This is a genomic window from Cellulomonas sp. McL0617 (genome assembly GCF_049994875.1).
Taxonomy (GTDB): Bacteria; Actinomycetota; Actinomycetes; order Actinomycetales; family Cellulomonadaceae; genus Cellulomonas.
Genome location: NZ_CP188256.1, coordinates 1,568,739 through 1,590,303 on the forward strand (window position 1 = coordinate 1,568,739; position 21,565 = coordinate 1,590,303).

Genomic DNA, 21,565 nt, shown 5'->3' on the forward strand with positions numbered 1-21,565 from the left:
AGAAGAGGAACCGCGTGAACGACCCGCAGCACACCACCCGCGAGACGGACGGCGCCCCGGTGACCCGGTCCGCCCAGGACGTGGCGGACGACGTCGTGGCACGGGTGCTCGCGAGGGCGGGGACGGCGCTGCAGGCCGGGGGGACGGTCCACTCGTCGTACGACGGCGACCAGCTCGAGCTCGAGGAGCGCACGTCGCTGCGTCGCGTCGCCGGGCTGTCCACCGAGCTCCAGGACGTCACCGAGGTCGAGTACCGCCAGCTGCGGCTCGAGAAGGTCGTCCTGGTCGGCGTCTGGGGCACCGGCACCGTGACCGACGCGGAGATCTCGCTGCGCGAGCTCAGCGCTCTGGCCGAGACGGCCGGGTCCCAGGTCATGGACGGGCTGCTGCAGCGGCGCGCCAAGCCCGACCCGGGCACCTACCTCGGCTCCGGCAAGGCCGCCGAGCTGGCCACCCTCGTCGCGGCCGTCGGCGCCGACACGGTCGTCGTCGACGGGGAGCTCGCGCCGTCCCAGCGCCGCGCGCTCGAGGACATCGTGCGCGTCAAGGTGATCGACCGGACCGCCCTGATCCTCGACATCTTCGCCCAGCACGCCAAGTCCCGGGAGGGCAAGGCGCAGGTCGAGCTGGCGCAGCTCGAGTACCTCCTGCCCCGCCTGCGTGGCTGGGGCGACTCGATGTCCCGGCAGGCCGGTGGCCAGGTCGGTGGTGCCGCGGCCGGCATGGGCTCCCGCGGACCCGGTGAGACGAAGATCGAGCTCGACCGCCGTCGCATCCGCAACCGGATGGCCAAGCTGCGCCGCGAGATCGCCGCGATGGAGCCTGCCCGGCTCACCAAGCGGGCCTCGCGCAAGAAGAACGCCATCCCGTCGGTGGCGATCGCGGGCTACACCAACGCCGGCAAGTCGTCGCTGCTCAACCGGCTGACCAACGCGGGCGTGCTGGTCGAGAATGCGTTGTTCGCCACGCTCGACCCCACCGTCCGGCGCGCGGAGACCATCGACGGTCGCATCTACACCCTCGCGGACACCGTCGGCTTCGTCCGGGCGCTGCCGCACCAGCTGGTGGAGGCGTTCCGCTCGACGCTCGAAGAGGTGGCCGACGCCGACCTGATCCTGCACGTGGTCGACGCGTCGCACCCCGACCCCGAGGGCCAGATCGCGGCCGTCCGGCACGTGTTCGCGGACATCCCCGGCGCCATGGACGTGCCCGAGATCATCGTGCTCAACAAGGCCGACCTGGCGACGTCCGAGACCATCGCGCGGCTCCGGTCGCGGGAGGTGCACTCGATCGTCGTCTCGGCGCACAGCGGCGAGGGGATCGACGAGCTGCAGGCCCTGGTGGCCGACCAGCTGCCCCGGCCGGGCGTGAGCGTCGACCTCGTGGTCCCGTACCACCGCGGCGACCTCGTCAGCCGCGTGCACGAGCACGGGGACATCGAGACCGAGGAGCACACGGCCGAGGGCACGGCCATCCGCGCGCGGGTCGACGCGGGCCTCGCGGCGGAGCTCGAGGCGGCGGTCCGCCACTAGGCTGACGCGGTGCCGGACACCGACCCCTCTGTCGAGGACCTCCTCGACGTCGCGGTCACCGCCCTCGGCGGAGCCCGGCGCGCCGGCCAGCACGAGATGGCGGTCGCCGTCGCGCAGACCATCGACAAGGGCGAGCACCTGCTCGTGCAGGCGGGCACGGGCACCGGCAAGTCGCTCGGCTACCTCGTCCCCGCCGTGCGGCACGCGGTGCTGGAGAACGAGCACGTGATCGTCTCCACGGCGACGCTCGCGCTGCAGCGCCAGATCATGGCGCGCGACCTCCCGCTCGTCGCGAAGGCCCTCGAACCGCACCTGCCGCGACCGGCGAGCATCGCGCTGCTCAAGGGCTGGCACAACTACGTGTGCGTGCACAAGGTCGCGGGCGGCTACCCGGAGGACGACGCCCAGGCGCTGTTCGAGCTGGGCGACCACGCGGGTGCCGTCGAGCACCCGGCATCCGACGCCGAGAACCTCGGGGCGCAGGTGCTCCGGCTCCGGGAGTGGGCGGACGAGACGTCGACCGGCGACCGGGACGACCTCGTGCCCGGCGTGACGGACCGCGCGTGGCGACAGGTCTCCGTGGCGTCGCTGGAGTGCCTGGGCAGCAAGTGCCCGATGCTCAGCGAGTGCTTCCCGGAGAAGGCGAAGGCTGCCTCGCGGGAGGCCGACGTGGTCGTGACCAACCACGCGATGCTCGGGATCGCCGCGTCCGGCTCGCCCAACGTGCTGCCCGAGCACCAGGTGCTCGTCGTCGACGAGGCGCACGAGCTGACGGACCGGGTGACGGCCCAGGCGACGTCCGAGCTGTCGGTCGGCGTCATCGAGAACGCGTCCCGGCTGGCCCGGCGGCACGGCGGGATCCCGACCACCGACCTCGACACCGCGAGCCAGGCGCTCGCCGGTGTCCTCGTCACGCTCCCCGAGGCCCGGTTCCGCGAGGGCCTGCCCCCGGCGGCTCGCGACGCGGTGGCGAGCGTCCGGGACGCCACCCGCGCGCTGCTGAGCGTGCTCAAGCCCGAGGGAGGCGGCCAGCCGCAGCAGGACGCCGGCCGCAAGGTGGCCCAGGCGACCATGCTCGCCCTCTACGAGGTGGCCGAGCGCATGTCGGCCGACCCCGAGGACAACCGGCACACGGTCCTGTGGTGCGCCCGGTCCGAGGACCGCCGCGGGAACGTCTCGACGCGGCTGTACGCGGCGCCGCTGGCGGTGAACGGCCTGATCCGGACGCACCTGCTGGCCGGCCGGTCCGGCGTGCTCACCTCTGCCACCCTCGAGCTCGGTGGCTCGTTCGACCCGATCGCCCGGGCCGTCGGCCTCGAGGTGCAGCCCGCCGCCGCACCCGTGGGCCCCGCCTCGATCGACGACGACGCGCCCGCACCGCCGTCGTCGGTGCCGTGGCACGGGCTCGACGTGGGCAGCCCGTTCGACTACCCGAAGCAGGGGATCCTCTACGTCGCGCGGCACCTCCCGCCGCCCGGACGCGAGCCGGCCACCGAGGCGCAGCTCGACGAGATCGCCGAGCTGGTCACGGCCGCGGGTGGGCGCACGCTCGGCCTGTTCTCGTCCCGACGCGCCGCGACCGCGGCCGCGACGGCGATGCGGGAACGCCTCGACCTGCCGATCCTGGTCCAGGGTGACGACCAGCTGCCCACGCTCGTGCAGCAGTTCATCGCCGACGAGCCGACCTGCCTGTTCGGCACCCTCTCGCTGTGGCAGGGCGTGGACGTGCCCGGCAGCACGTGCACCCTGGTGATCATCGACCGCATCCCCTTCCCGCGGCCCGACGACCCGGTGCAGTCGGCCCGCTCCGACGCGGTCGAGAAGGCCGGCGGGAACGGGTTCCTGGCCGTCTCGGCGACGCACGCCGCGCTCCTGCTCGCCCAGGGTGCCGGTCGCCTGATCCGCACCAACGACGACCGCGGCGTCGTCGCCGTCCTCGACCCCCGGCTCTCCACCGCCCGCTACGCGCCGTTCCTCACGCGCTCCCTGCCGGACTTCTGGCCGACCACGGACCGGTCCGTCGCCCTCGCCGCCCTGCGCCGCCTCACAGGTTCCGGCTAGCCTCGAAGCGATCCTGACGAAGAGTTCCCGACGACAGAAGGGTCCGTTCGTGACCGAGAGCCTGGACGTGGAAGACCTCGGACTGCGGCCGTCGCGGTCGGCGCGAGGCACCAAGCTGGCCATCGTCGGAGCAGGTGCCGTCGGGTCCACGATGGCGTACGCGGCCCTGCTCCGCGGTGCCGCGCGGACGGTGGCCCTGTACGACATCGACGCGGCCAAGGTGGAGGCGGAGGTGCTCGACCTCGGGCACGGCATCCAGTTCATGCCCATGGCCCAGGTGATCGGCTCGGACGACATCGCCGTGTGCGCGGACGCCGACGTCGTCATGTTCACCGCCGGCGCCAAGCAGAAGCCTGGGCAGTCCCGCATCGAGCTGGCGGAGGCGACGACCGGGCTCGTCAAGAAGGTCCTGCCCCAGCTGGTACAGGTCGCGCCCAACGCGGTGTACGTGATGGTCACCAACCCGGTCGACGTCGTCACCTATGCCGCGTTGCGGGTGTCGGGACTGCCGCCGACGCAGCTCTTCGGGTCGGGGACCGTGCTCGACTCGTCGCGGCTGCGTTACCTGATCTCGACGCAGACGGGCGTCGCCGTCCAGAACGTGCACGCCTACATCGCCGGCGAGCACGGCGACAGCGAGCTGCCGCTGTGGGGGTCGGCGAGCATCGGGTCGGTGCCGCTGCTCGAGTGGCAGGGCCACGACGGGCACGGTCCGCTCACGGCGGAGGTCCGCGACGCGATCGCGCGCGAGGTCGTCGAGTCGGCCTACCGGATCATCGAGGGCAAGGGGGCGACCAACTACGCCGTCGCGCTGGCCGGCTCGCGGATCATCGAGGCGATCCTGAAGGACGAGGGCCGCGTGCTGCCCGTCTCGTCGCTCCTGACCGACTACTACGGCATCAGCGACGTCTGCCTGTCGGTCCCGGCGATCGTCGGCGCGGACGGGGTGGGTGAGCGGCTCGCGGTCCCGCTCTCCGACGACGAGCTCGCCGGCCTGCGCCGATCGGCCGAGACCGTGCGTGCCGTGGCGCGGCAGTTCGGCTTCTAGCCGGCCGCCGTTCTTCGGGCGAACCTCCGAGCGGTCTGCCCGTCAGCGGTCCAGCAGGGCCGCGATCAGCTCGGCTCGGGACATCGTCGAGCGTCCGACGACGCCCAGCTCGGCCGCTCGCTGCCGCAGGTCGTCCACGGACCACGCCTCGTACTCGCCCGACGGACCGTCCGGGGCGTCCCCATCTGCGACGGGCGCGTCGCCGCCACCAGGGGCCCCCTGGCGACGCGCACGGTCGACGCGCAGCGCCTCGAACGCGGCAGGGTCTCTCATGCGCGGGTCCGGGATCCGTCCAGGCATCGCGGCGTCCTCTCCTCGGGCAGAGCGGTCAGGTCCAGACTGACCGGCCGGTCGACCACGCGCACCTCGACCGGCCAGGTGCGCTCACGCTCGCACCCGGTCGGTCGGTCGGTCGGTCACAGGCTGCGCAGCACGCTCACGACGCGCCCGAGGATGGTCGACTCGTCGCCGGGGATCGGCTGGTACGCCGGGTTGTGCGGCATGAGCCACACATGGCCGTCGATCCGCTTGAGCGTCTTGACCGTCGCCTCGCCGTCGATCATGGCTGCCACGATCTCGCCCTGCTCAGCGACCGGCTGACGCCGCACGACCACCCAGTCCCCGTCGCAGATCGCGGCGTCGATCATCGAGTCGCCGACGACCTTGAGCAGGAAGAGGTCGCCGTCGCCGACGAGCTGGCGGGGGAGCGGGAAGACGTCCTCGACCACCTGGTCGGCCAGGATCGGACCACCGGCGGCGATCCGTCCGACCACGGGGACGTAGGACGGTGCGGGCATCCGCTCGCCCTCGGCGTGGTCGGGGAACGCCTCCCGGCTGCCGTCCGGCGCGGTCCAGGTCCCGACGCCTCGGGAGTCGTCGGCGTGCACGACCTCGATGGCGCGCGGACGGTTGGGGTCGCGGCGCAGGTAGCCCTTGCGCTCGAGCGCGGTGAGCTGGTGCTTCACGCTCGACGGGCTGGTCAGGCCGACCGCCTCACCGATCTCGCGCATGCTCGGTGGGTAGCCGCGGGACTCGACCGAGTGGCGGATGGTGTCGAGCACCAGCCGCTGGCGGGCGGTGAGACCGTCCGGTCCGGGTGCGCCGTCCGGGAGCGCGTGGATGGTGGCCAGGTCCGCGTCGGCCTGGGACGTGTCCCGTGAGTCCGTCACTGCACTCCTCCTGTGTCGGGCGGTCGTGAGCTCCGCCGGTTCTGTCCCTACCTGGCCAACGAGCCCGTGGCCTGCGGCAATGCGCGTCCCCGGGGGATCGGGGGCCGTTCGCCGGCCGTCGTGTCAGTGGCTCGTGGTGCTCTTGTCCTGCACCGCCACCCTAGGCAACTCGGGCACGAAGTTCAAACATCTGTTCGATCGTGTCTCGACAAGTGTCGGCGCACGGTGGTAGACATCGTACAGACGTACGACGAACACACGTTCGAGGATTCGAGATGGTGAACGGGCGGACGTCGCCGGGAGACACCCGGCGGGAACGAGGACGAGGGACATCATGACCACGATGGCGATGGCACCGGCGCTGCGGCCCGCGACGGCCCGTTCGGAGACCCGTGCGGCAGCTCGCCCGGCTCTGCGCCTCGTCGGGGCACCCGTGGACCGGGCTGGTCGCGAGGTCCCGCGACGAGGACTCTCGGGACTGCGCCTCACCGCACGTGGTCGCGTCGCCCTGTGGTTCTTCGCGTTCGTGCTCGTCGCCTCGGCGGTCCTTGTCACCAGCCGGGCCGCCGCAGACGGACCGCAGGCCGCTCAGCAGGTGGAGCGTCACGTCGTCCAGCCCGGCGAGACCATGTGGCAGATCGCCAGCAGCATCGCCGGCCCTGGGCAGGACGTGCGCGATGTCGTGCTCGACCTCGTGCGGCTGAACGAGCTGCCGAGCGCCGGCCTGATGGCGGGCCAGGTCATCGTCGTGCCGGTCGACTGAGCGTCGGGCACGCCCGGGAGAAGGTACGCGCGGCGTCGGGGCGAGTCGGCCCGTGACCTGCGCACCCGAGTGTCGCGCGAGGGCGGTTGCCTCATCGACGGCCGCCCTCGCGACGTCGTCGGTCGTGCATGCGCCGGCGCTCTGTCGACCGCCGTGATCCCCGCCGCCCGGGAGGCCAGCAGGTCGACCGCCTGAGGGTCTGTGCAACCTTGGGCCGGACCCTGTGAGGCGCCTTGCGACCGTGCGGCGGCTGGCCTACGGTCACGGAGGCGTGCACGACGCCGCGCCCGTCCAGGGTGCCACGCACTCGAAGGGGATCCGGTGCACTGTCCGTTCTGCCGCAACCCGGACTCGCGGGTCGTCGACTCGCGGACCTCCGACGACGGTTCGACCATCCGTCGCCGACGTCAGTGCCCGAACTGCAACCGCCGATTCACGACGGTCGAGACCGCAAGCCTGTCCGTGGTGAAGCGTTCGGGCGCGACCGAGCCGTTCAGCCGCGAGAAGATCGCCGGCGGGGTGCGCAAGGCGTGCCAGGGCCGACCTGTCAGCGAGGACGACCTCGCGCTGCTCGCGCAGAAGGTCGAGGAGACGTTGCGCGCCGCCGGGTCCGCAGAGATCGACGCCTACGAGATCGGGCTGGCGATCCTCGGTCCGCTGCGCGAGCTCGACGAGGTGGCCTACCTCCGGTTCGCGTCCGTCTACCAGGCGTTCGACTCGCTCGAAGACTTCGAGGCGGCGATCACCGTCCTGCGCGCCGAGCACGACGAGTCGGCGTCCGCCGACGACGTCGTCGCACCGCAGGAGTCAGCCGACTCGACCGTCCAGGACTGACGCCGTTCGTCGCGACGTCCGCCGATCCTCCGCATAGGTTCGTCTGATGCTTCCCACGGACATCGAGCAGCTGACGGTTCCCGGACCACCGACGGTCCTTCCGGACGGGACGGGGGCGATCGTGTCGGTCGTCCACCCCCGGCTGTCGGACGACGAGTACACCGGCGGCCTGTGGACCGTCCCGCTGGACGACGGACGCGGCGGCCCGCGGCCGCTCACCCGCGGCCATCGGGACACCTCGCCGGAGGTCTCGCCGGACGGCCGCTGGGTCGCGTTCACGCGGACCGAGCCGCAGGGGAAGCCGCAGGTGTTCGTCGTCGAGACCACCGGTGGGGAGCCGCTGCCGCTCACCGACGCCCCGCTGGGTGCGTCGGCGCCGCAGTTCTCGCCGGACAGCCGGCGCGTCGCGTACCTGGCTCGAGTTCCCGAGCCCGGTCGCTACGAGAAGGACGGTCGCCCGGGCGCCGAGCCGCCACGGCACATCACCGAGCTCCGGTACCGCGCCGACGGTGTGGGCTTCGTCCGCGACCGGCCGCAACACCTCTTCGTCGTCGACCTGCCGGCGGCCGGCGCGCGGAGTGGGGACGAAGTGCCGACGTCGGTGGCGCTGACCAGCGGCGAGATCGGCGTCGGGGGTGCGCGCTGGCTGCCCTCCGGACATGCGCTCGTCGCGGTCAGCGCTCGACACGTCGACCGCGAGACCGACCTACGTCAGGACGCGGTCCTGGTCGACGCGTCCCCCTCGGGTGACCCGCGCAGCCCCACGGCGCTCACCGATGCCGACGCCGGCAGCCCCTTGGACGTGGAGGCCGTCCTGCCGTCGGCCGACGGCACGTCCGTGTGGTTGCTCGCGAGCGACGTCGGCGCGTCGGGTCGCGACTTCGTCGCGGCCCAGGTGGGCCTCTACCGGGTGCCGCTCGGTGAGGGTCCGGGCCGTCCGGTCCGGTTGACCGACGCCGACGATGTCGACCTGCTGACCACCGTGCTCGTCGAGCACGAGGGCGCCGCGATCGTGGCCAGCGAGGTTCGGGGCGCGGTGCATCTCGTCCGGGTCGGCACCGACGGCGCCGTCCGCACGCTCGTCGACGGGAAGGGGGTCGTCTCGGGCGCCGCGGTCGGCTCGGGCCGGATCGTCGTCACGGCCGCGGGTCCGACATCCGCCGGCGACGTGCTCGTCGTCGACCCGGAGGGCCGTGGTGCGACCGCCCGCACGGACCTGTCCGGTGATCTCCGGGCGACCGGGCACGTCCGGGAGCCTGTCGAGCTCACGGCGACGTCGCCCGACGGGTACCCGGTCCACGGCTGGGTCCTGCGCCCGGACGGAGTCGGACCGCACCCCACGATCCTGATGATCCACGGCGGCCCGTTCTCCCAGTACACGCACGCCCTCTTCGACGAGGCCCAGGTGCTGGCCCAGGCGGGCTACGCGGTCGTCTACGGCAACCCGCGCGGCTCGTCGGGGTACGGCGCGGCGCACGGACGGGCGCTTCGGCGCGCGTTCGGGGAGGTGGACACGCAGGATGTGCTCGCGCTGCTCGACCTGGCCCTGGAGGACCCGGAGCTCGATGGCGGACGCGTCGGAGTCATGGGCGGCTCGTACGGCGGCTACCTGACGGCCTGGCTCACCACGCGCACCGACCGGTTCGCGGCGGCGATCGTCGAACGCGGTTTCCTCGATCCGGTCAGCTTCGTCGGCTCGAGCGACATCGGCTGGTTCTTCGGCCTCGACTACGTCGGGGACGCTGCGGACGAGGCGGGCGCTGCCGCCGTCGCCGCACAGTCGCCGATGGCGCACGTCGGCGCGGTCCGGACGCCGACCCTGGTCATCCACTCGGAGCAGGACTGGCGGTGCCCGGTCGAGCAGGGGCAGCGCTGGTTCGTCGAGCTCAAGCGCCGGGGCGTCGAGGCGGAGCTGCTGCTGTTCCCGGGCGAGGGCCACGAGCTGACGCGGTCCGGCACCCCGAACCACCGGCGCGTCCGGTTCGAGCACGTGCTGCGCTGGTGGGAGCGGCACCTGCCCGTCACAGGTCGCTCGAGCGCGAGCCCCACAGGTTGATCCCGGCCTCGACGGCGTGCGGTTCGATCGCCGCGAGCTCGTCGTCGTCGAGCGGCGGCGCCGTCGCCGCGGTGAGGTTCTCGTCGAGCTGGTCCGTCGTGCGCGCGCCGACCAGCACGGACGTCACCCGTGGGTCGCGCAGGACCCATGCCAGCGCCAGCTGAGGGAGCGTGCGCCCGGCGGCCCCGGCGATCCCGGCGAGCGCCCGGACGTGGTCGAGGACCTCGTCGGTGAGCCACTCGGGCCGCAACGGGCCGCCGCGGGCCGCACGCGAGTCGTCAGGGATCCCGTGCAGGTAACGACTGCTGAGCAGGCCTTGCCCCAGTGGCGAGAACGCGACGACGGCCATCCCCGCGCCCGCTGCGACGTCGAGCAGTGAGCGACCGTCGGTACCCGGCCGCTCCACCCAGCGGTTCATCATCGAGTACGCCGGCTGGTGTACGGCGAGCGGCAGCCCGATGGCCCGCGCCACGGCGAGCGCGGCGACCGTCCGGTCGGCCGAGTAGGACGAGATGCCGGCGTAGATCGCCTTGCCGGACCGGACGGCGCTCTGCAGGGCGCCCAGCGTCTCCTCGAGAGGCGTGTCGGGGTCGAACCGGTGGCTGTAGAACACGTCCACGCGGTCGGTGCGCAGCCGACGGAGCGACTCGTCGAGGGAGGCGAGCAGGTACTTGCGCGACCCGTGCTCACCGTACGGACCCGGCCACGCGCGGTACCCCGCCTTGGTGGTGATCACCAGCTCGTCGCGCGGCAGGTCGGTCGACAGCATCCGCCCGACGGACTCCTCCGCCGCGAACGGTGGCGGGCCGTAGTTGTTCGCCAGGTCGAGGTGGACGACTCCCCGGTCCACGGCGTGCAGGACGAGTCGGCGCTGGTCGGCGAACGGCGTCGACTCGCCGAAGTTCTGCCACAGGCCCAGGGAGACGACCGGGAGCGACAGGCCGCCGGCACGACGGTGAGGCAGGGTCACCCGGGCGACGCTACCCGCCGATCGGTGAGAAGAGGTGGCGCCATCGGCTCGCTTCAGGGACGCTGGCGGGGGAGGGCGCACACGCCGTACCGCTGACGTACACCGCACAGGAGGAAGACGCCCATGGCGAACAACGACGAGAAGACCACCACGGCGGCGGTGAGCGAGGACGCGAAGGCCAAGTACCGCGAGGCTCTCGAGCGCAAGAAGTCGAACCAGCACCGCACGTCGGACGGCTCGTCCAACACCGGTCAGGTGCACGGCTCGGAGACGGCAGGCCCGACGCAGCGCCGGTTCCAGCGCAAGTCCGGCTCCGCCTGACGCCGACCGCCGGTCGACCTGACGTCGACCAGTCGCAGAACTGACGAAGGCCCGACCACGGTGCGTGGTCGGGCCTTCGTCGAGATCGATCCTGGTCGGTGGGTCCTACGACAGCTGGCGCAGCCGGACGGACTCGGGCCGCGAGGTGAGGGCGTCCACGAGTGCCGGGTCGATCGGCGCGCCGGCGTCGGTGACCACGTAGCCGAGCTCGCCGGCGGTGGTCAGCAGCTGGCCCTCGATGTTCACGCCGTGCTCGGCGAGCGTGGCGTTCACGGCCGCGAGCACACCGGGCACGTTGCGGTGCAGGTAGGCGAGGCGGTGCACGCCGGGCTTCTGCTCGAGGGCGAGGTTGGGCACGTTGACGCTGAGCGTCGTCGAGCCGGTGGCCATGTAGTCCCGCAGCTTCGCCGAGACGAACTGCCCGATCGCCTCCTGCGCCTCCTCGGTCGACCCGCCGGTGTGCGGCGTGAGGATGACGTTCGACAGGCCGCGCAGCTCGGAGTCGAAGGCGTCGCCCTTGCGCTTGGGCTCCACGGGGAACACGTCCACGGCCGCGCCGCTGACGTGTCCCGAGACGACGGCGTCGCGGAGTGCCGCGTAGTCGACCACGAACCCGCGCGACAGGTTCAGGAACACGGCGCCCGGGCGCATCTGCGCGAACTGCTTGGCACCGAACAGGCCCGCGTTGCCGCTGCGGCCGTCGACGTGCAGCGTGACGATGTCGGCGGCCTCGAGCAGCTCGTCGAGGGTGTCCATGCGGCGCGCGTTGCCCAGCGCCAGCTTCTCGGCGGTGTCGTAGAAGACCACGGACAGGCCGAGGTTCTCGGCCAGCACCGACAGCTGTGTGCCGATGTTGCCGTAGCCGATGATGCCGAGCGTGCGACCGCGGATCTCGTGCGCACCGGTCGCCGACTTGTTCCAGACGCCGTCGTGCATCGCCTTGTCGAACTCGGTGAGGCGACGGGTCAGCGAGATCATGTCGGCGAGGGCGATCTCGACCACGGACCGCGTGTTGGAGAACGGCGCGTTGAACGTGGCGATGCCGCGCGAGGCGGCCTCGGCGAGGTCGATCTGGTTGGTGCCGATGCAGTAGGCGCCGATCGCGACGAGGTCGGGCGCGTGGGCCAGCACCTCGGCCGTGACGTGCGTCTTGGACCGGATGCCGAGCACCTGCACGCCGGCGAGGGCGTCGATGAGCTCGGACTCGTCGAGCGCACCGGTCCGGGTGGTCACGTCGTAGCCGGCGGCCTCGAGGATCGAGACGGCCTGCGGGTGCAGATTTTCGAGCAGGAGGGCTTTGGGCACGTGCCTATGGTGCGCCTGGTCGGGGCAGCGGCCTAACGTCGGTCCGCCCTGCGGACAGCTACCAGCCCCTGGGCAGCGGACGGTCGTGGATCACCTGGAGGGTCCGGGTGGGCCGGGTCATGGCGACGTAGAGGTCCCCGGCGCTCGCGGCGAGCACCTCCGCCGGCTCGACCAGGACCACGACGTCGAACTCCAGACCCTTCGCCTCGCGCGGCGTGAGCACCACGAGCGGCGCGTCGAGGTCGGCCGCGCTCGCTCCGGTCCCGACCGCGGGGCGCAGGCCCCCGGCGACGAGGGCGTCCGCGATCCCGGCCAGACGGTCCTCGACGGCGATCACGGCCAGCCGCCCGGCGCCGGTCTCGTCGGTGATCTCTGCGGTGAGCTTCTCGGCCCGCCGCGCGGCCGCCTCCGCGAAACCGTCGGCGGCGACGTGCTCGACGAGCAGGGAGTCGGGCACCTCGCGGGCCGACATGAGCGGGCTGACCGGCAGCCGGGCGGCGATCGCGACGCGGCGTGCGGTGTCGGCCACCTCGGCGGGCGTCCGGTAGTTGACGGTCAGCTCGTTCAGCCGCCAGGCCGAGCGCAGGACCGGGTCCAGCTGGCCGGCCCAGGAGCGCGCCCCGGCCGCGGCGGTCGTCTGGGCGACGTCGCCGACGATGGTCAGGGAGCGGGTCGGGACGCGGCGCAGCAGGCACCGCCACGCCATCGACGACAGCTCCTGCGCCTCGTCGACCACCACGTGCCCGTAGGTCCAGCTGCGGTCGGCCGCGGCACGCTCGGCGGTCGTGAGCGTGGGGCCCGTCGTCGCGAAGCGGTCCGCCAGCATCTCCGCCGAGACCATCCCGCCGGCTCCCGTGGACTCGAGCACCTGCCGGGCGTACGCCACCTCGGACTCGCGGCGGTCGGCGGCGGCGCGGGCCTGCGCCCGGGCGGCCTGGTCGTCCTCGCCGAGCAGCTCGGCCGCCTCGTCGAGCAGGGGGACGTCGGCCGGTGTCCAGGGGGCGTCGGCGGCCCGCACCAGCATGGCGCGCTGTTGCGGGGCCAGGCCCGGCGCCGCCGACGCGAGCCGGGCGGGCTTGCTGAACAGGTCCGAGAGGAGCTTCTCCGGGGTGACCGGCATCCACGCGAGGTTCAGGGCGATCCGAACCTCGCGGTGCGTGCGGATCTCCTCGATGATCTCGCCGCGCTCGTCGGGCGGGACGTCCTGGCCGAGCGACGTCACGTACTGGTCCGCGAGCCGGCCGAGCATGTCCCGCACGAACGCGATGCGCGCCTGGTTGTGCGGCCGGTGGTTGCGGCGCGCCCGGGCGATGGCCGAGGCGACGTCGTTCGGCCGGATCACCAGGTCGTGCCCCTCGACGCGCACGTGCACGGGTTGCGCCGGGACGCGTTCGCGGTCCCGGACCGCCCGGGCGATCACGTCGGCCCACAGGGACCGGCCCTTGAGCTCAGCCACCCGCTCGTCCTCGGTCGCGGTCGCGGCGATGCCGGGGTAGAGCTCCGCGACGGTCGTCGTGACCACGCCCGTCTCGCCGAGCGAGGGCAGCACCTGGTCGATGTAGCGCAGGAACGTGCGGCTCGGGCCGACGAGCAGGACGCCCGAGCGCTCGAGCAGGCGGCGGTGCGCGTACAGCAGGTACGCGGCGCGGTGCAGTGCGACGGCGGTCTTGCCGGTGCCGGGCCCGCCCTGCACGACCAGAGCGCCGTTCAGCTCGGACCGGATGATCGCGTCCTGCTCACCCTGGATGGTCGCGACGATGTCGCCCATCCGCCCGGTGCGACCGGCCGCCAGACCCGCGAGGAGCGCACCCTCGCCCGACAGTCCCGACAGGCGTGCCTCGGAGTCGCCCAGCGCATCGAGGTCGAGCACCTCGTCCTCGACGCTCGTGACGGTGCGCCCGCGGGTGACGACGTGCCGGCGCTGCACCACGCCGTCGGGGTTCTTCGCGGTCGCGCGGTAGAACGGCTGGGCGGCCGGCGCCCGCCAGTCGGTCAGCAGCTGGCTCTGCTCGGCATCGGTGAGCCCGATGCGGCCGATGTAGCGGCGGGTGTCGTCCGTGAGGTCGAGCCGCCCGAACACGAGGCGCTCCTCGACGGCCTCGAGCTGCGCGATCCGGTCCTCGTACAGCGTCGCGAACGCGTCGCGCTCGCTGCGGTTCTGGGGGGATCCCGACGGGCCCTCTCGCCGCACCTCGGCCAGCCGGGCCCGCGTCTGCGCGCGGAGGTCGTCGAGCCGCCCGTAGAGCTGGTCGACGACAACCTGCTCGCCGGTCAGCTCGCTGTCCATGGCTGCCACGTCGGCGTTCTCCGTTCCGCCGAGGTGACCCGGCCGTGCGTCCAGCGCCCGGCGGCGCGTCGGGGGACGCGCGGCGCACGGAGCGGCCGTCCATTATCCGTTGTCCCGGGCGCTCTCGCACCCACCGTCCGGGTGTCGTCCGGATCGCCCTCGGCGAACGGGCAACGCGGGCACACCGCGCGCGGAACAACTCATCGGGGACGGGCGTTGTGCCCCGTACCGGCGAGTGCCGACCGGTCAGCGCCGCGGCTGGGACAATGGGCCGCACGGCATGCGCCCCGGACGGAAGTGAGACAGCGATGCTGAACCCGAGCGAGATCTACGACGTCGACCCGGAGGTCGCCGCGCTGGTCGAGGCACGGTCCGCGAACGGTGCGGGCCCGGTCCTCGTGCACGTCGTGCGCGGGTTCGTCGACGCCGGCAACGCCGGCCAGCTCGCCGCGGAGCACCTCACGGACGAGCTCACCACGACCCGGCTGGCCACCTTCGACGTCGACCAGCTGCTCGACTACCGCTCTCGCCGCCCCCTCATGACCTTCGACCAGACGACCTGGTCGTCCTACACGGAGCCCGAGCTCGTCGTCGACGTCGTCGAGGACACCAACGGTGTGCCGTTCCTCCTCCTGCACGGCGTCGAGCCCGACGTCCAGTGGGAGCGGTACGTGGCCGCCGTCCGGCAGATCGTCGAGCGGTTCGACGTGCCGCTGACCGTCGGGGTGCACGGCATCCCGATGGGCATCCCGCACACGCGGCCGCTGTCGGTGACGGCCCACGCGACGCGCCCGGAGCTCGTCGCCGACCACCCGTCGTGGTTCGGCACGGTGCAGGTGCCCGCCAGCGCCAGCGCCCTGCTCGAGCTGCGCCTCGGCCAGAACGGGCACGACGCGATCGGCTTCGCGGTCCACGTGCCGCACTACCTGGCCCAGTCCGCGTTCCCGCAGGCGAGCCAGGCGGCGCTGCAGAAGGTCGAGCGCGCCACCGGGCTCGAGCTGAACGTCGAGTCGCTGACCCCGGCCGCCGACGAGGCGATGCAGGAGATCGAGCGCCAGGTCGCCGGCTCCGAGGACGTCGCCGCCGTGGTGCACGCGCTCGAGGAGCAGTACGACGCGTTCACGCGCAGCATCGGCCGGACGAGCCTGCTCGCGGGCTCCACCGACATCCCGACGGCCGACGAGCTGGGCGCCGAGTTCGAGCGCTTCCTGGCCCAGCAGGGCGACGCCGGTCCCGCCTGAGAATCCGACCTTTACCCAATCGTTGCCTACGACGGGCCAGCCGGACGGGCGAAAACGTGGCGCAGCCCACACGCCCGGTGCAAAGATGCACCCGTTGCAGTGACGTACTCGCTTGACCGGCGTCGTGACCTGGGCCTTCGTGCGTGGGGAACGGTTCCGACCAGTCGTTCTCGGCTGGGTCACCCGGTGCAGGACGTGAGGCATTGCGGCACGGCGCGGACAGCAGGGTCTGCGCCGTCACCGGTGGGAACAGAAGGAAATGAACATGGCCGAGGGTGCAGTCAAGTGGTTCAACGCTGAGAAGGGCTTCGGGTTCATCGCCCAGGACGGCGGCGGCGCCGACGTCTTCGTCCACTACTCCGCGATCAATTCTTCGGGCTACCGCAGCCTCGACGAGGGTCAGCGTGTGTCGTTCGAGATCACGCAGGGTGCCAAGGGCCCCCAGGCGGAGAACGTCGTCCCGCTCTGATCGTCCGCACGACCTGACGACGGGCCGCATCCCCACGGGGGTGCGGCCCGTCGCGCGTGTCACGTGAGCGGCGGGCCGTCGCGGAGCTCCTGGGCGCCGGCGACGAAGCCGACCAGCTCCTCGTCGCGCAGCAGCCTGGCCGGGGCGGGCAGGCTGCGGATGCCGCGCGCGAGCGCCGAGGAGGACAGCAGGTCGAGGTCGTCGGACGCGGCGATCACGACGTTCCCGTACCCGCGGCCGCGCAGCAGCCCGGGCTCCGCGACGACGACGACGTCCGCGAAGCACCGGTCGATCGTGGCGATCTCCGCACGCGCCCCCGCGAGCGGCGGCCGGTCGGCCGTGTTGACCAGGTAGACGCCGCCCGGCCGCAGGACCCGAGCCACCTGCGCGACCATCTCGCGCGTCCGCACGTGGCGCGGGGTGGTGTCGCCGGCGAACACGTCGCGGATGACGATGTCGGCGGACGCGTCGGGCAGCTTCTCCAGCTCGGCTCGGGCGTCGCCGGCCCGGATGCGCAGGGCAGGAGCGCGCGGCAGGTCGAACCAGCCCCGCACGAGCTCCGGGAGGGCCGTGTCCAGCTCGATGGCCAGCTGGCGGGACCCGGGCCGCTCGGCGTCGATCGCCCGGGCCAGCGCGCAGCCGGCGGCGCCCAGGTGCACGACGTCGAGCGGGCCGCCGGCGGGGCCGACGCGGTCGATCACCTCGGCCATCTGCTGCATGTACTCGAAGACGAGGTGTGACGGGTCGGCGAGGTCGAGGTACGAGCTCGGCACGCCGTTCACCAGCACGGTGACCCCGTCGGGATCGTCCGGGTCGCGTTCGAGCTCGACGGTGCCGGTGGCGATCGGCAGAGGCCCGGTGGGCCAGAGAGCCCGCACGGCGGCTCGTGTGGGTGGTCGGTGCGACCCTGAGCTCCGGCGGATGGATCGGTCGCGGGACGCCATGCCTGCAACCGTACGGGCCGTCGGCAGCAGATCGGCTCGGGTGGTTGACACCATCGAACACGTGTTCGATGCTAGGGGGGTCGGCGACAGTCGGCCCCGCACCGGAGTGAGAGCAAGCTCCGTACTCGTGGAGCACCGCCGAGCAACGTGGCAGACGCAGGGATCGAGAAGGAGGCCGGGCGATGGGACAGCAGCTCGCGAGCAGGACCGCCGGGAGCTTGGGCGGTCCGCAGTCGTCCCGTGCGTCCGAGCTGCTGCACAGAGCTGACGACGAGCTGTGCGCGGCACGTCTGTCCTCCGAGGCCTGGGAGCTGTTCTCGCATGCGCACCTCGCGGCGCTGCGGGCGGGTGCGGCTGTGGTCGCCGCGCGCACGGTCGGCCCCGGCAGGCGTCAGCTCCGCACCGTCTGGGAGCTGCTCGACGCAGTGGCGCCCGAGATGGCGTCGTGGTCCACGTACTTCGCGGACGCCGCGGCGCTGCGCTCTGCCGTCGACGCCGGCCGGTTCGAGGAGCTCGCACCGGGCAGGGCCGAGCAGGCACTCTTCTGGGCCGAGGACTTCGTCGACGCGGCGCGTTCGGCGGTGCGTGGTGAGGACGCCGCCCAGGACGTGCACGCTCTGCAGGCGTCGTGAGTCGTGCGCCCCGGTCCTCGACCGGGAGGCGCGGCTGGGGGAGTGCCGAGGACGGCTGCTCGATCCTTCACGTGGACATGGATGCGTTCTTCGCCTCCGTCGAGCTTGCCCGCCGGCCGCAGCTGCGGGGTCTGCCGGTCATCGTCGGCGGAGCGACCAGGGGAGTGGTCCTTGCCGCGACGTACGAGGCGCGCGCGTTCGGCGTGCACGCGGCGATGCCCATGTCGGTCGCGCTGCGACAGTGCCCGCAGGCGATCGTGGTCGCCCCCGACCATCACGCCTACCACGAGGTGTCCGTCGGGGTAATGCAGCTGCTCGGCGACGTCACGGCGCTCGTGGAGCAGGTCAGCGTCGACGAGGCGTTCCTCGACGTGGCCGGCGCCCGGCGTCGCCTGGGCCCGCCCACGGTGATCGCGGCGCAGATCCGGCGCCGCGTGCGTGAGCAGTTCGGCATCACCTGCTCGGTCGGCATCGGGTCCACCAAGTTCGTCGCCAAGCTCGCCTCGGGTCACGCAAAACCCGACGGGGTCCTGCTCGTCCCGCGCACCGCGACGGTCGACTTCCTGCGCTCGCTGCCGGTGGGGGCGCTCTGGGGTGTCGGCGAGCGGACCGAGGCCGCACTCGCGCGTTCGGGGATCCGGACGGTCGCCGAGCTGGCGGACAGCGACGTCGCGGTCGTCCAGCAGGCGGTGGGCAGGGTTGCAGGAGCGCACCTGTTCGATCTCTCGTGGGGTCGCGACCCGCGCCCGGTCGTTCCGCACCGGGCCGAGAAGTCGGTCGGCGCCGAGGAGACGTTCGCCGTGGACGTCGCCGACCTCGCCGTCGTCCAGGAGAAGGCACGGGACCTGGCCGACCGGTGCGCGGTCCGGCTACGGACCAGGGGTCTGGTGACCCGGACGGTCAGCGTCAAGGTGCGCACCTCCGACTTCCGGACGCTGACCCGGTCCCGGACGCTGCAGACGCCGACCGACGTGGGCCGTGAGCTCTACCTCGCGGCCCGCGAGCTGATCGCCGGCGTGGACCTCGGCGGGCTGCCCGTGCGCCTCATCGGGGTGCGGGCTGACGGGCTCTCGGCGGTCGCGGAGACCATCAGACAACCGACGCTCGAGGAGGCAGCGGGTGAACCTGTGCGCGGCCGCCGCGAGGCCGAGCACGCGATGGACCTGGTTCGCGGTCGATTCGGGGGATCTGCGATACACGCAGGGACTACGCAGGTTGGTGGAGTAGCCTCTGGCTCGACTACCACCTTCGTTCCCGCGGATCTATCCTGAGGGCAACACAGGTGCTTATAGCTGACAACGGGGGTCAGGATGCCTCTCTCGGAGTACGAGCAGCGCGTGCTCGAGCAGATGGAACGTCAGCTGACATCTGACGACCCTCGGCTCGCCAACACGCTGACGCAGCGCGGGCGTCGCCCGTTCGGCCGCTATCTGATCGCGGGAGTTGGTGCGACCGCCGGCCTGTTGCTGCTCGTCCTGGGCGCCGCGAACAGCCAGGCATGGCTCGGCGTGGTCGGCTTCGTCGTCATGTTCGCCGCGGTCGCGTTCGCGTTCGCCGATCCGCACCACGGCCGCCGGTCCGGTCCGCGGGGCGTCGTTCAGAACGACGGCGCCGTGCGGCCCGCGAAGAAGAAGCGCGTCGGTCTCATGACCCGTCTCGGGGAGCGCTGGGAACGGCGTCGCGGCGAGAGCGGTCGCTGAGCAACTGCTCTGCCCCACCCACCAGCTCGTCGACCCACCCTGAGAGCACTCCGGACTGCACGTCGGGGTGCTCTCGCGCGTAGCGCTCGGTCTCGACGGTGCGCGCCAGCGACACGAGTGCCGCGGCCGGCTCCCCGGAGAGCTCCGAGCCGGTGCGCGTCCGGAGCTGGGCGTTGACCGACGCGACGACCGTGCGCGGCGTGTCCGCGTCGGACCAGACGATGCCGCGCTTGGCCAGTCGCCGACGCGCGCGCGACCAGGCGCGCTCGGGCGTGAGGTCGGGCAGCAAGCCCGCGCGCCTGCGGACCAGCACGAGGGCGATCGAGGCGACCACCAGCACGACGGCGACCGTGATCCCGACGGGCAGCCAGGCGTTGGTCGACTGCTGCACGGTGGTGCCGTTCTGCTGCGTGACGGGCACGGGTGCCGTCGTCGGGGTGGTGTTGGATCCCGGGAACTGCTCCTCCTGCGAGTTCTTGGTCGAGCTGACCCCGGAGAACGGGTCGCTCCACGCCGGCAGCGGGCCGGTCTGGCTGGCCGGCGTGGGCTCGAAGCGCACCCAGCCGTAGTTCTGGAAGTACAGCTCGGGCCACGCGTGCGACTGCCGGCCGGTGATGATGTAGGTGCCGCTGTCGTCGGGGTCGCCGGGCAGGAACCCGACCGCGACGCGCGCCGGGATGCCGAGCATCCGCGCCATGATCGTCATCGAGGTGGCGAACTGGACGCAGTAGCCGTGGGTCGACTGCAGGAAGTCCCAGACGGCGTCGTCGGAGCGCGACGGCGCCACGTGCGTGTCGTAGGTGAAGTTCGCGGTCGAGTGGAAGAACTGCTGGAGGTCCATCGCCTGCTGGTAGGGCGTCGTCGCGTCCGCGGTCAGCTCGCGTGCCTTCTTGGCGATGTCGTCGCTGTGCGAGGTCTTGGGCACCTCGAGCGTCGCGCCGTCGTCGCCCGGGTCGCCCACGTTCGCGAACTGGAGGTCGGCCTTGGTCAGGTTGGGGATCTCCACCTGCATGGCGTACTGCATCCCGTTGTACGTGCTGCGCCGCCCGACGACCTCGTCGCGCGCCGCGTCGTACTGCCACGAACCGTCGACGGCGACCGTGCGGGGGAACGTGGAGATCGGCAGCCGGCGCTCCCGCAGGCCGGCCACGTCGATCGCGACGTCGGCCAGGGTCCCGCGCTCGGGGTCGGGCGCGGTGCCGACGATGCCCGGGTCGGACGTCAGCAGGGTGGCCGGATCCCAGGGCGCCAGGCTCGGCGCGTCCGTGCGCTGCCACGAGGAGCCGTCGAAGCTGGCGAGCGTGAAGGCGCGCAACGGTCCGACGGCGCGAGCGCTGACGGCGCCTAGCGCAGCGCTGGAGCTGCTGGGCGCGGGCGTCGGTGCTGCCGAGCCGGCGGCGGGTGCCGCGGCCTTCACGGTGTAGCGCATGACGACCTGCCCGGAGCGGCTCCCGAGACTCTGGCGCAGGTCGAGGTCGTCGCTGAGCTGGAGCGGACCGACCGGCCCGGAGCCGAACGTCGGCAGGCTCACGGACGCCCAGCCGGGCAACGACGCGACGACGGGCCCGGCCACGACGGTCGCCACGATGAGCCCGACGGAGGAGAAGACGGCGACGGATGCGCGGCGCCCCTGGTCGGCGTGCGCCGTCGCGGGGGCAGTGCTCAGCGCGAGCAGCAGGAGGTAGCACAGCGCGGTCCACGCGAGGGCCCAGCCGCTCGCCGGGAAGCCGAGCACCACCGCAGGGATCCACATGGTCGCGAAGGCGAGGCCGGACAGCGCCGGCGCGCCGACGCCGATCGCCAGCAGGTCGGCCAGCAGGAACACGGCCAGGGCGCCCGTGACGACGAGGAGCTCGGTCGACCGGACGCCCTGCATCGGCACGAGGGACGCGTTGATCACGGTGATGCCCTCGCGCGCGGTGGCGAGGGTGCGGTCGACAGAACCGGTGTCCGGCAGCACGCGCACCCGTCCGGGTGCTGCGCCGTACCGGACCAGGATGATCGCGAGCGACACCACCAGACCGGCGAGCGACGGAGCCCACCAGGACCGGGTCACGGCACGGACGCCCATCACGATCGCCGCCACGACCAGCACGATGAACCATGTGGCCGAGAGCCACGTGCCGCGGACGATCAGGTTCTGCAGCGCGAGCACGCTCGAGCACGTCGCAGCCGCGACCAGCCCGGTCCCGATGGCTGCGCGGGGACCGCGCGGGATGGGGTGCACGCCGCT

19 protein-coding genes are annotated in these 21,565 nt (G+C 72.7%); 12 read left to right on the plus strand and 7 right to left on the minus strand.

Features of this window, described 5'->3' with window-relative positions:
• The first annotated feature begins 14 nt into the window (after window positions 1-14).
• From hflX to ACPPVS_RS07120, 3 genes are read left to right on the plus strand one after another with little or no spacing between them, the layout of a single operon-like run.
• Window positions 15-1,532, plus strand: coding sequence for a GTPase HflX (gene hflX, locus ACPPVS_RS07110; protein ID WP_426595328.1), 1,518 nt, complete (start codon window positions 15-17; stop codon window positions 1,530-1,532).
• Between the two features lie 9 nt (window positions 1,533-1,541).
• The gene (locus tag ACPPVS_RS07115) at window positions 1,542-3,593 is read left to right on the plus strand and encodes an ATP-dependent DNA helicase (RefSeq protein WP_426595329.1); all 2,052 of its coding nucleotides are present in this window, start codon (window positions 1,542-1,544) and stop codon (window positions 3,591-3,593) included.
• A gap of 49 nt (window positions 3,594-3,642) precedes the next feature.
• Window positions 3,643-4,641 carry an L-lactate dehydrogenase gene (locus tag ACPPVS_RS07120; RefSeq protein WP_426595330.1) on the plus strand — a complete coding sequence of 333 codons (999 nt, stop codon included), beginning with the start codon at window positions 3,643-3,645 and terminating at the stop codon, window positions 4,639-4,641.
• A 42-nt stretch (window positions 4,642-4,683) separates the two neighbouring features.
• On the opposite strand, the gene ACPPVS_RS07125 is transcribed toward ACPPVS_RS07120, so the two are convergent.
• Together ACPPVS_RS07125 and lexA are read right to left on the minus strand one after the other, a co-directional pair.
• Window positions 4,684-4,914, minus strand: a complete 231-nt coding sequence (locus ACPPVS_RS07125; protein ID WP_426595331.1) for a Rho termination factor N-terminal domain-containing protein — start codon at window positions 4,912-4,914, stop codon at window positions 4,684-4,686.
• A gap of 143 nt (window positions 4,915-5,057) precedes the next feature.
• Window positions 5,058-5,810, minus strand: a complete 753-nt coding sequence (lexA, locus tag ACPPVS_RS07130) for a transcriptional repressor LexA (protein ID WP_426595332.1) — start codon at window positions 5,808-5,810, stop codon at window positions 5,058-5,060.
• Window positions 5,811-6,144: 334 nt separating this feature from the next.
• On the opposite strand from lexA, the gene ACPPVS_RS07135 reads away from it, so the two are divergent.
• The 3 genes from ACPPVS_RS07135 to ACPPVS_RS07145 all read left to right on the plus strand — a co-directional run bounded on the left by ACPPVS_RS07135 (window position 6,145) and on the right by ACPPVS_RS07145 (window position 9,463).
• Window positions 6,145-6,573 carry a LysM peptidoglycan-binding domain-containing protein gene (locus tag ACPPVS_RS07135; protein WP_426595333.1) on the plus strand — a complete coding sequence of 143 codons (429 nt, stop codon included), beginning with the start codon at window positions 6,145-6,147 and terminating at the stop codon, window positions 6,571-6,573.
• 321 nt (window positions 6,574-6,894) lie between these two features.
• Window positions 6,895-7,407: a transcriptional regulator NrdR gene (gene nrdR, locus ACPPVS_RS07140; protein ID WP_426595334.1), complete on the plus strand. Its 513-nt coding sequence runs from the start codon at window positions 6,895-6,897 to the stop codon at window positions 7,405-7,407.
• A 46-nt stretch (window positions 7,408-7,453) separates the two neighbouring features.
• Complete coding sequence (locus ACPPVS_RS07145; protein ID WP_426595335.1) at window positions 7,454-9,463, plus strand: S9 family peptidase; 2,010 nt, start codon at window positions 7,454-7,456, stop codon at window positions 9,461-9,463.
• Here ACPPVS_RS07145 and ACPPVS_RS07150 read toward each other — a convergent pair.
• Entirely contained in the window at window positions 9,429-10,433 is a 1,005-nt protein-coding gene (locus ACPPVS_RS07150) for an aldo/keto reductase (RefSeq protein ID WP_426595336.1), read from the minus strand. The genes ACPPVS_RS07145 and ACPPVS_RS07150 overlap by 35 nt on opposite strands.
• 123 nt (window positions 10,434-10,556) lie before the next feature.
• Here ACPPVS_RS07150 and ACPPVS_RS07155 point away from each other — a divergent pair, with 123 nt between their 5' ends.
• Window positions 10,557-10,754, plus strand: a complete 198-nt coding sequence (locus tag ACPPVS_RS07155) for a DUF5302 domain-containing protein (RefSeq protein ID WP_426595337.1) — start codon at window positions 10,557-10,559, stop codon at window positions 10,752-10,754.
• A gap of 105 nt (window positions 10,755-10,859) precedes the next feature.
• On the opposite strand, the gene serA is transcribed toward ACPPVS_RS07155, so the two are convergent.
• Window positions 10,860-12,059, minus strand: coding sequence for a phosphoglycerate dehydrogenase (gene serA / locus ACPPVS_RS07160; protein ID WP_426595338.1), 1,200 nt, complete (start codon window positions 12,057-12,059; stop codon window positions 10,860-10,862).
• Between the two features lie 58 nt (window positions 12,060-12,117).
• A complete protein-coding gene (locus ACPPVS_RS07165) occupies window positions 12,118-14,346 on the minus strand; it encodes a HelD family protein (protein ID WP_426595339.1) in 2,229 nt (742 codons plus the stop codon).
• 308 nt (window positions 14,347-14,654) lie between these two features.
• Between ACPPVS_RS07165 and ACPPVS_RS07170 the strand changes: the two genes are divergently transcribed.
• Together ACPPVS_RS07170 and ACPPVS_RS07175 are read left to right on the plus strand one after the other, a co-directional pair.
• Window positions 14,655-15,587 carry a proteasome assembly chaperone family protein gene (locus tag ACPPVS_RS07170; RefSeq protein ID WP_426595340.1) on the plus strand — a complete coding sequence of 311 codons (933 nt, stop codon included), beginning with the start codon at window positions 14,655-14,657 and terminating at the stop codon, window positions 15,585-15,587.
• A gap of 265 nt (window positions 15,588-15,852) precedes the next feature.
• Entirely contained in the window at window positions 15,853-16,056 is a 204-nt protein-coding gene (locus tag ACPPVS_RS07175) for a cold-shock protein (protein WP_426595341.1), read from the plus strand.
• A gap of 59 nt (window positions 16,057-16,115) precedes the next feature.
• Here the strand turns inward: ACPPVS_RS07175 and ACPPVS_RS07180 are convergent, their stop codons facing one another.
• Window positions 16,116-16,934, minus strand: coding sequence for a spermidine synthase (locus tag ACPPVS_RS07180; protein ID WP_426595342.1), 819 nt, complete (start codon window positions 16,932-16,934; stop codon window positions 16,116-16,118).
• A gap of 248 nt (window positions 16,935-17,182) precedes the next feature.
• Between ACPPVS_RS07180 and ACPPVS_RS07185 the strand changes: the two genes are divergently transcribed.
• Genes ACPPVS_RS07185 through ACPPVS_RS07195 form a run of 3 tightly spaced genes read left to right on the plus strand, consistent with a single transcriptional unit; the run spans window position 17,183 to window position 19,332 of the window.
• The gene (locus ACPPVS_RS07185) at window positions 17,183-17,632 is read left to right on the plus strand and encodes an SAV_6107 family HEPN domain-containing protein (RefSeq protein WP_426595343.1); all 450 of its coding nucleotides are present in this window, start codon (window positions 17,183-17,185) and stop codon (window positions 17,630-17,632) included.
• Window positions 17,629-18,903 (plus strand): DNA polymerase IV, encoded by a 1,275-nt coding sequence (dinB, locus tag ACPPVS_RS07190; RefSeq protein ID WP_426595344.1) that lies wholly within the window; start codon window positions 17,629-17,631, stop codon window positions 18,901-18,903. Before ACPPVS_RS07185 ends, dinB begins: the two co-directional genes overlap by 4 nt.
• Window positions 18,904-18,942: 39 nt before the next feature.
• Complete coding sequence (locus ACPPVS_RS07195; protein WP_426595345.1) at window positions 18,943-19,332, plus strand: DUF3040 domain-containing protein; 390 nt, start codon at window positions 18,943-18,945, stop codon at window positions 19,330-19,332.
• Here ACPPVS_RS07195 and ACPPVS_RS07200 read toward each other — a convergent pair.
• On the minus strand, window positions 19,277-21,559 hold the full coding sequence (locus tag ACPPVS_RS07200; protein ID WP_426595346.1) for a transglutaminase TgpA family protein: 2,283 nt from the start codon (window positions 21,557-21,559) through the stop codon (window positions 19,277-19,279). The genes ACPPVS_RS07195 and ACPPVS_RS07200 overlap by 56 nt on opposite strands.
• Window positions 21,560-21,565 lie beyond the last annotated feature (6 nt).

Coding starts and splice junctions, on each gene's coding strand:
- ACPPVS_RS07135 (WP_426595333.1), top strand. CDS start 6,145: ATGACCACGATGGCGATGGCACCGGCGCTGCGGCCCGCGACGGCCCGT.
- ACPPVS_RS07170 (WP_426595340.1), top strand. CDS start 14,655: ATGCTGAACCCGAGCGAGATCTACGACGTCGACCCGGAGGTCGCCGCG.
- ACPPVS_RS07155 (WP_426595337.1), top strand. CDS start 10,557: ATGGCGAACAACGACGAGAAGACCACCACGGCGGCGGTGAGCGAGGAC.
- ACPPVS_RS07195 (WP_426595345.1), top strand. CDS start 18,943: ATGCCTCTCTCGGAGTACGAGCAGCGCGTGCTCGAGCAGATGGAACGT.
- ACPPVS_RS07125 (WP_426595331.1), bottom strand. CDS start 4,914: ATGAGAGACCCTGCCGCGTTCGAGGCGCTGCGCGTCGACCGTGCGCGT.
- ACPPVS_RS07185 (WP_426595343.1), top strand. CDS start 17,183: ATGGGACAGCAGCTCGCGAGCAGGACCGCCGGGAGCTTGGGCGGTCCG.
- ACPPVS_RS07175 (WP_426595341.1), top strand. CDS start 15,853: ATGGCCGAGGGTGCAGTCAAGTGGTTCAACGCTGAGAAGGGCTTCGGG.
- ACPPVS_RS07165 (WP_426595339.1), bottom strand. CDS start 14,346: ATGGACAGCGAGCTGACCGGCGAGCAGGTTGTCGTCGACCAGCTCTAC.
- ACPPVS_RS07145 (WP_426595335.1), top strand. CDS start 7,454: ATGCTTCCCACGGACATCGAGCAGCTGACGGTTCCCGGACCACCGACG.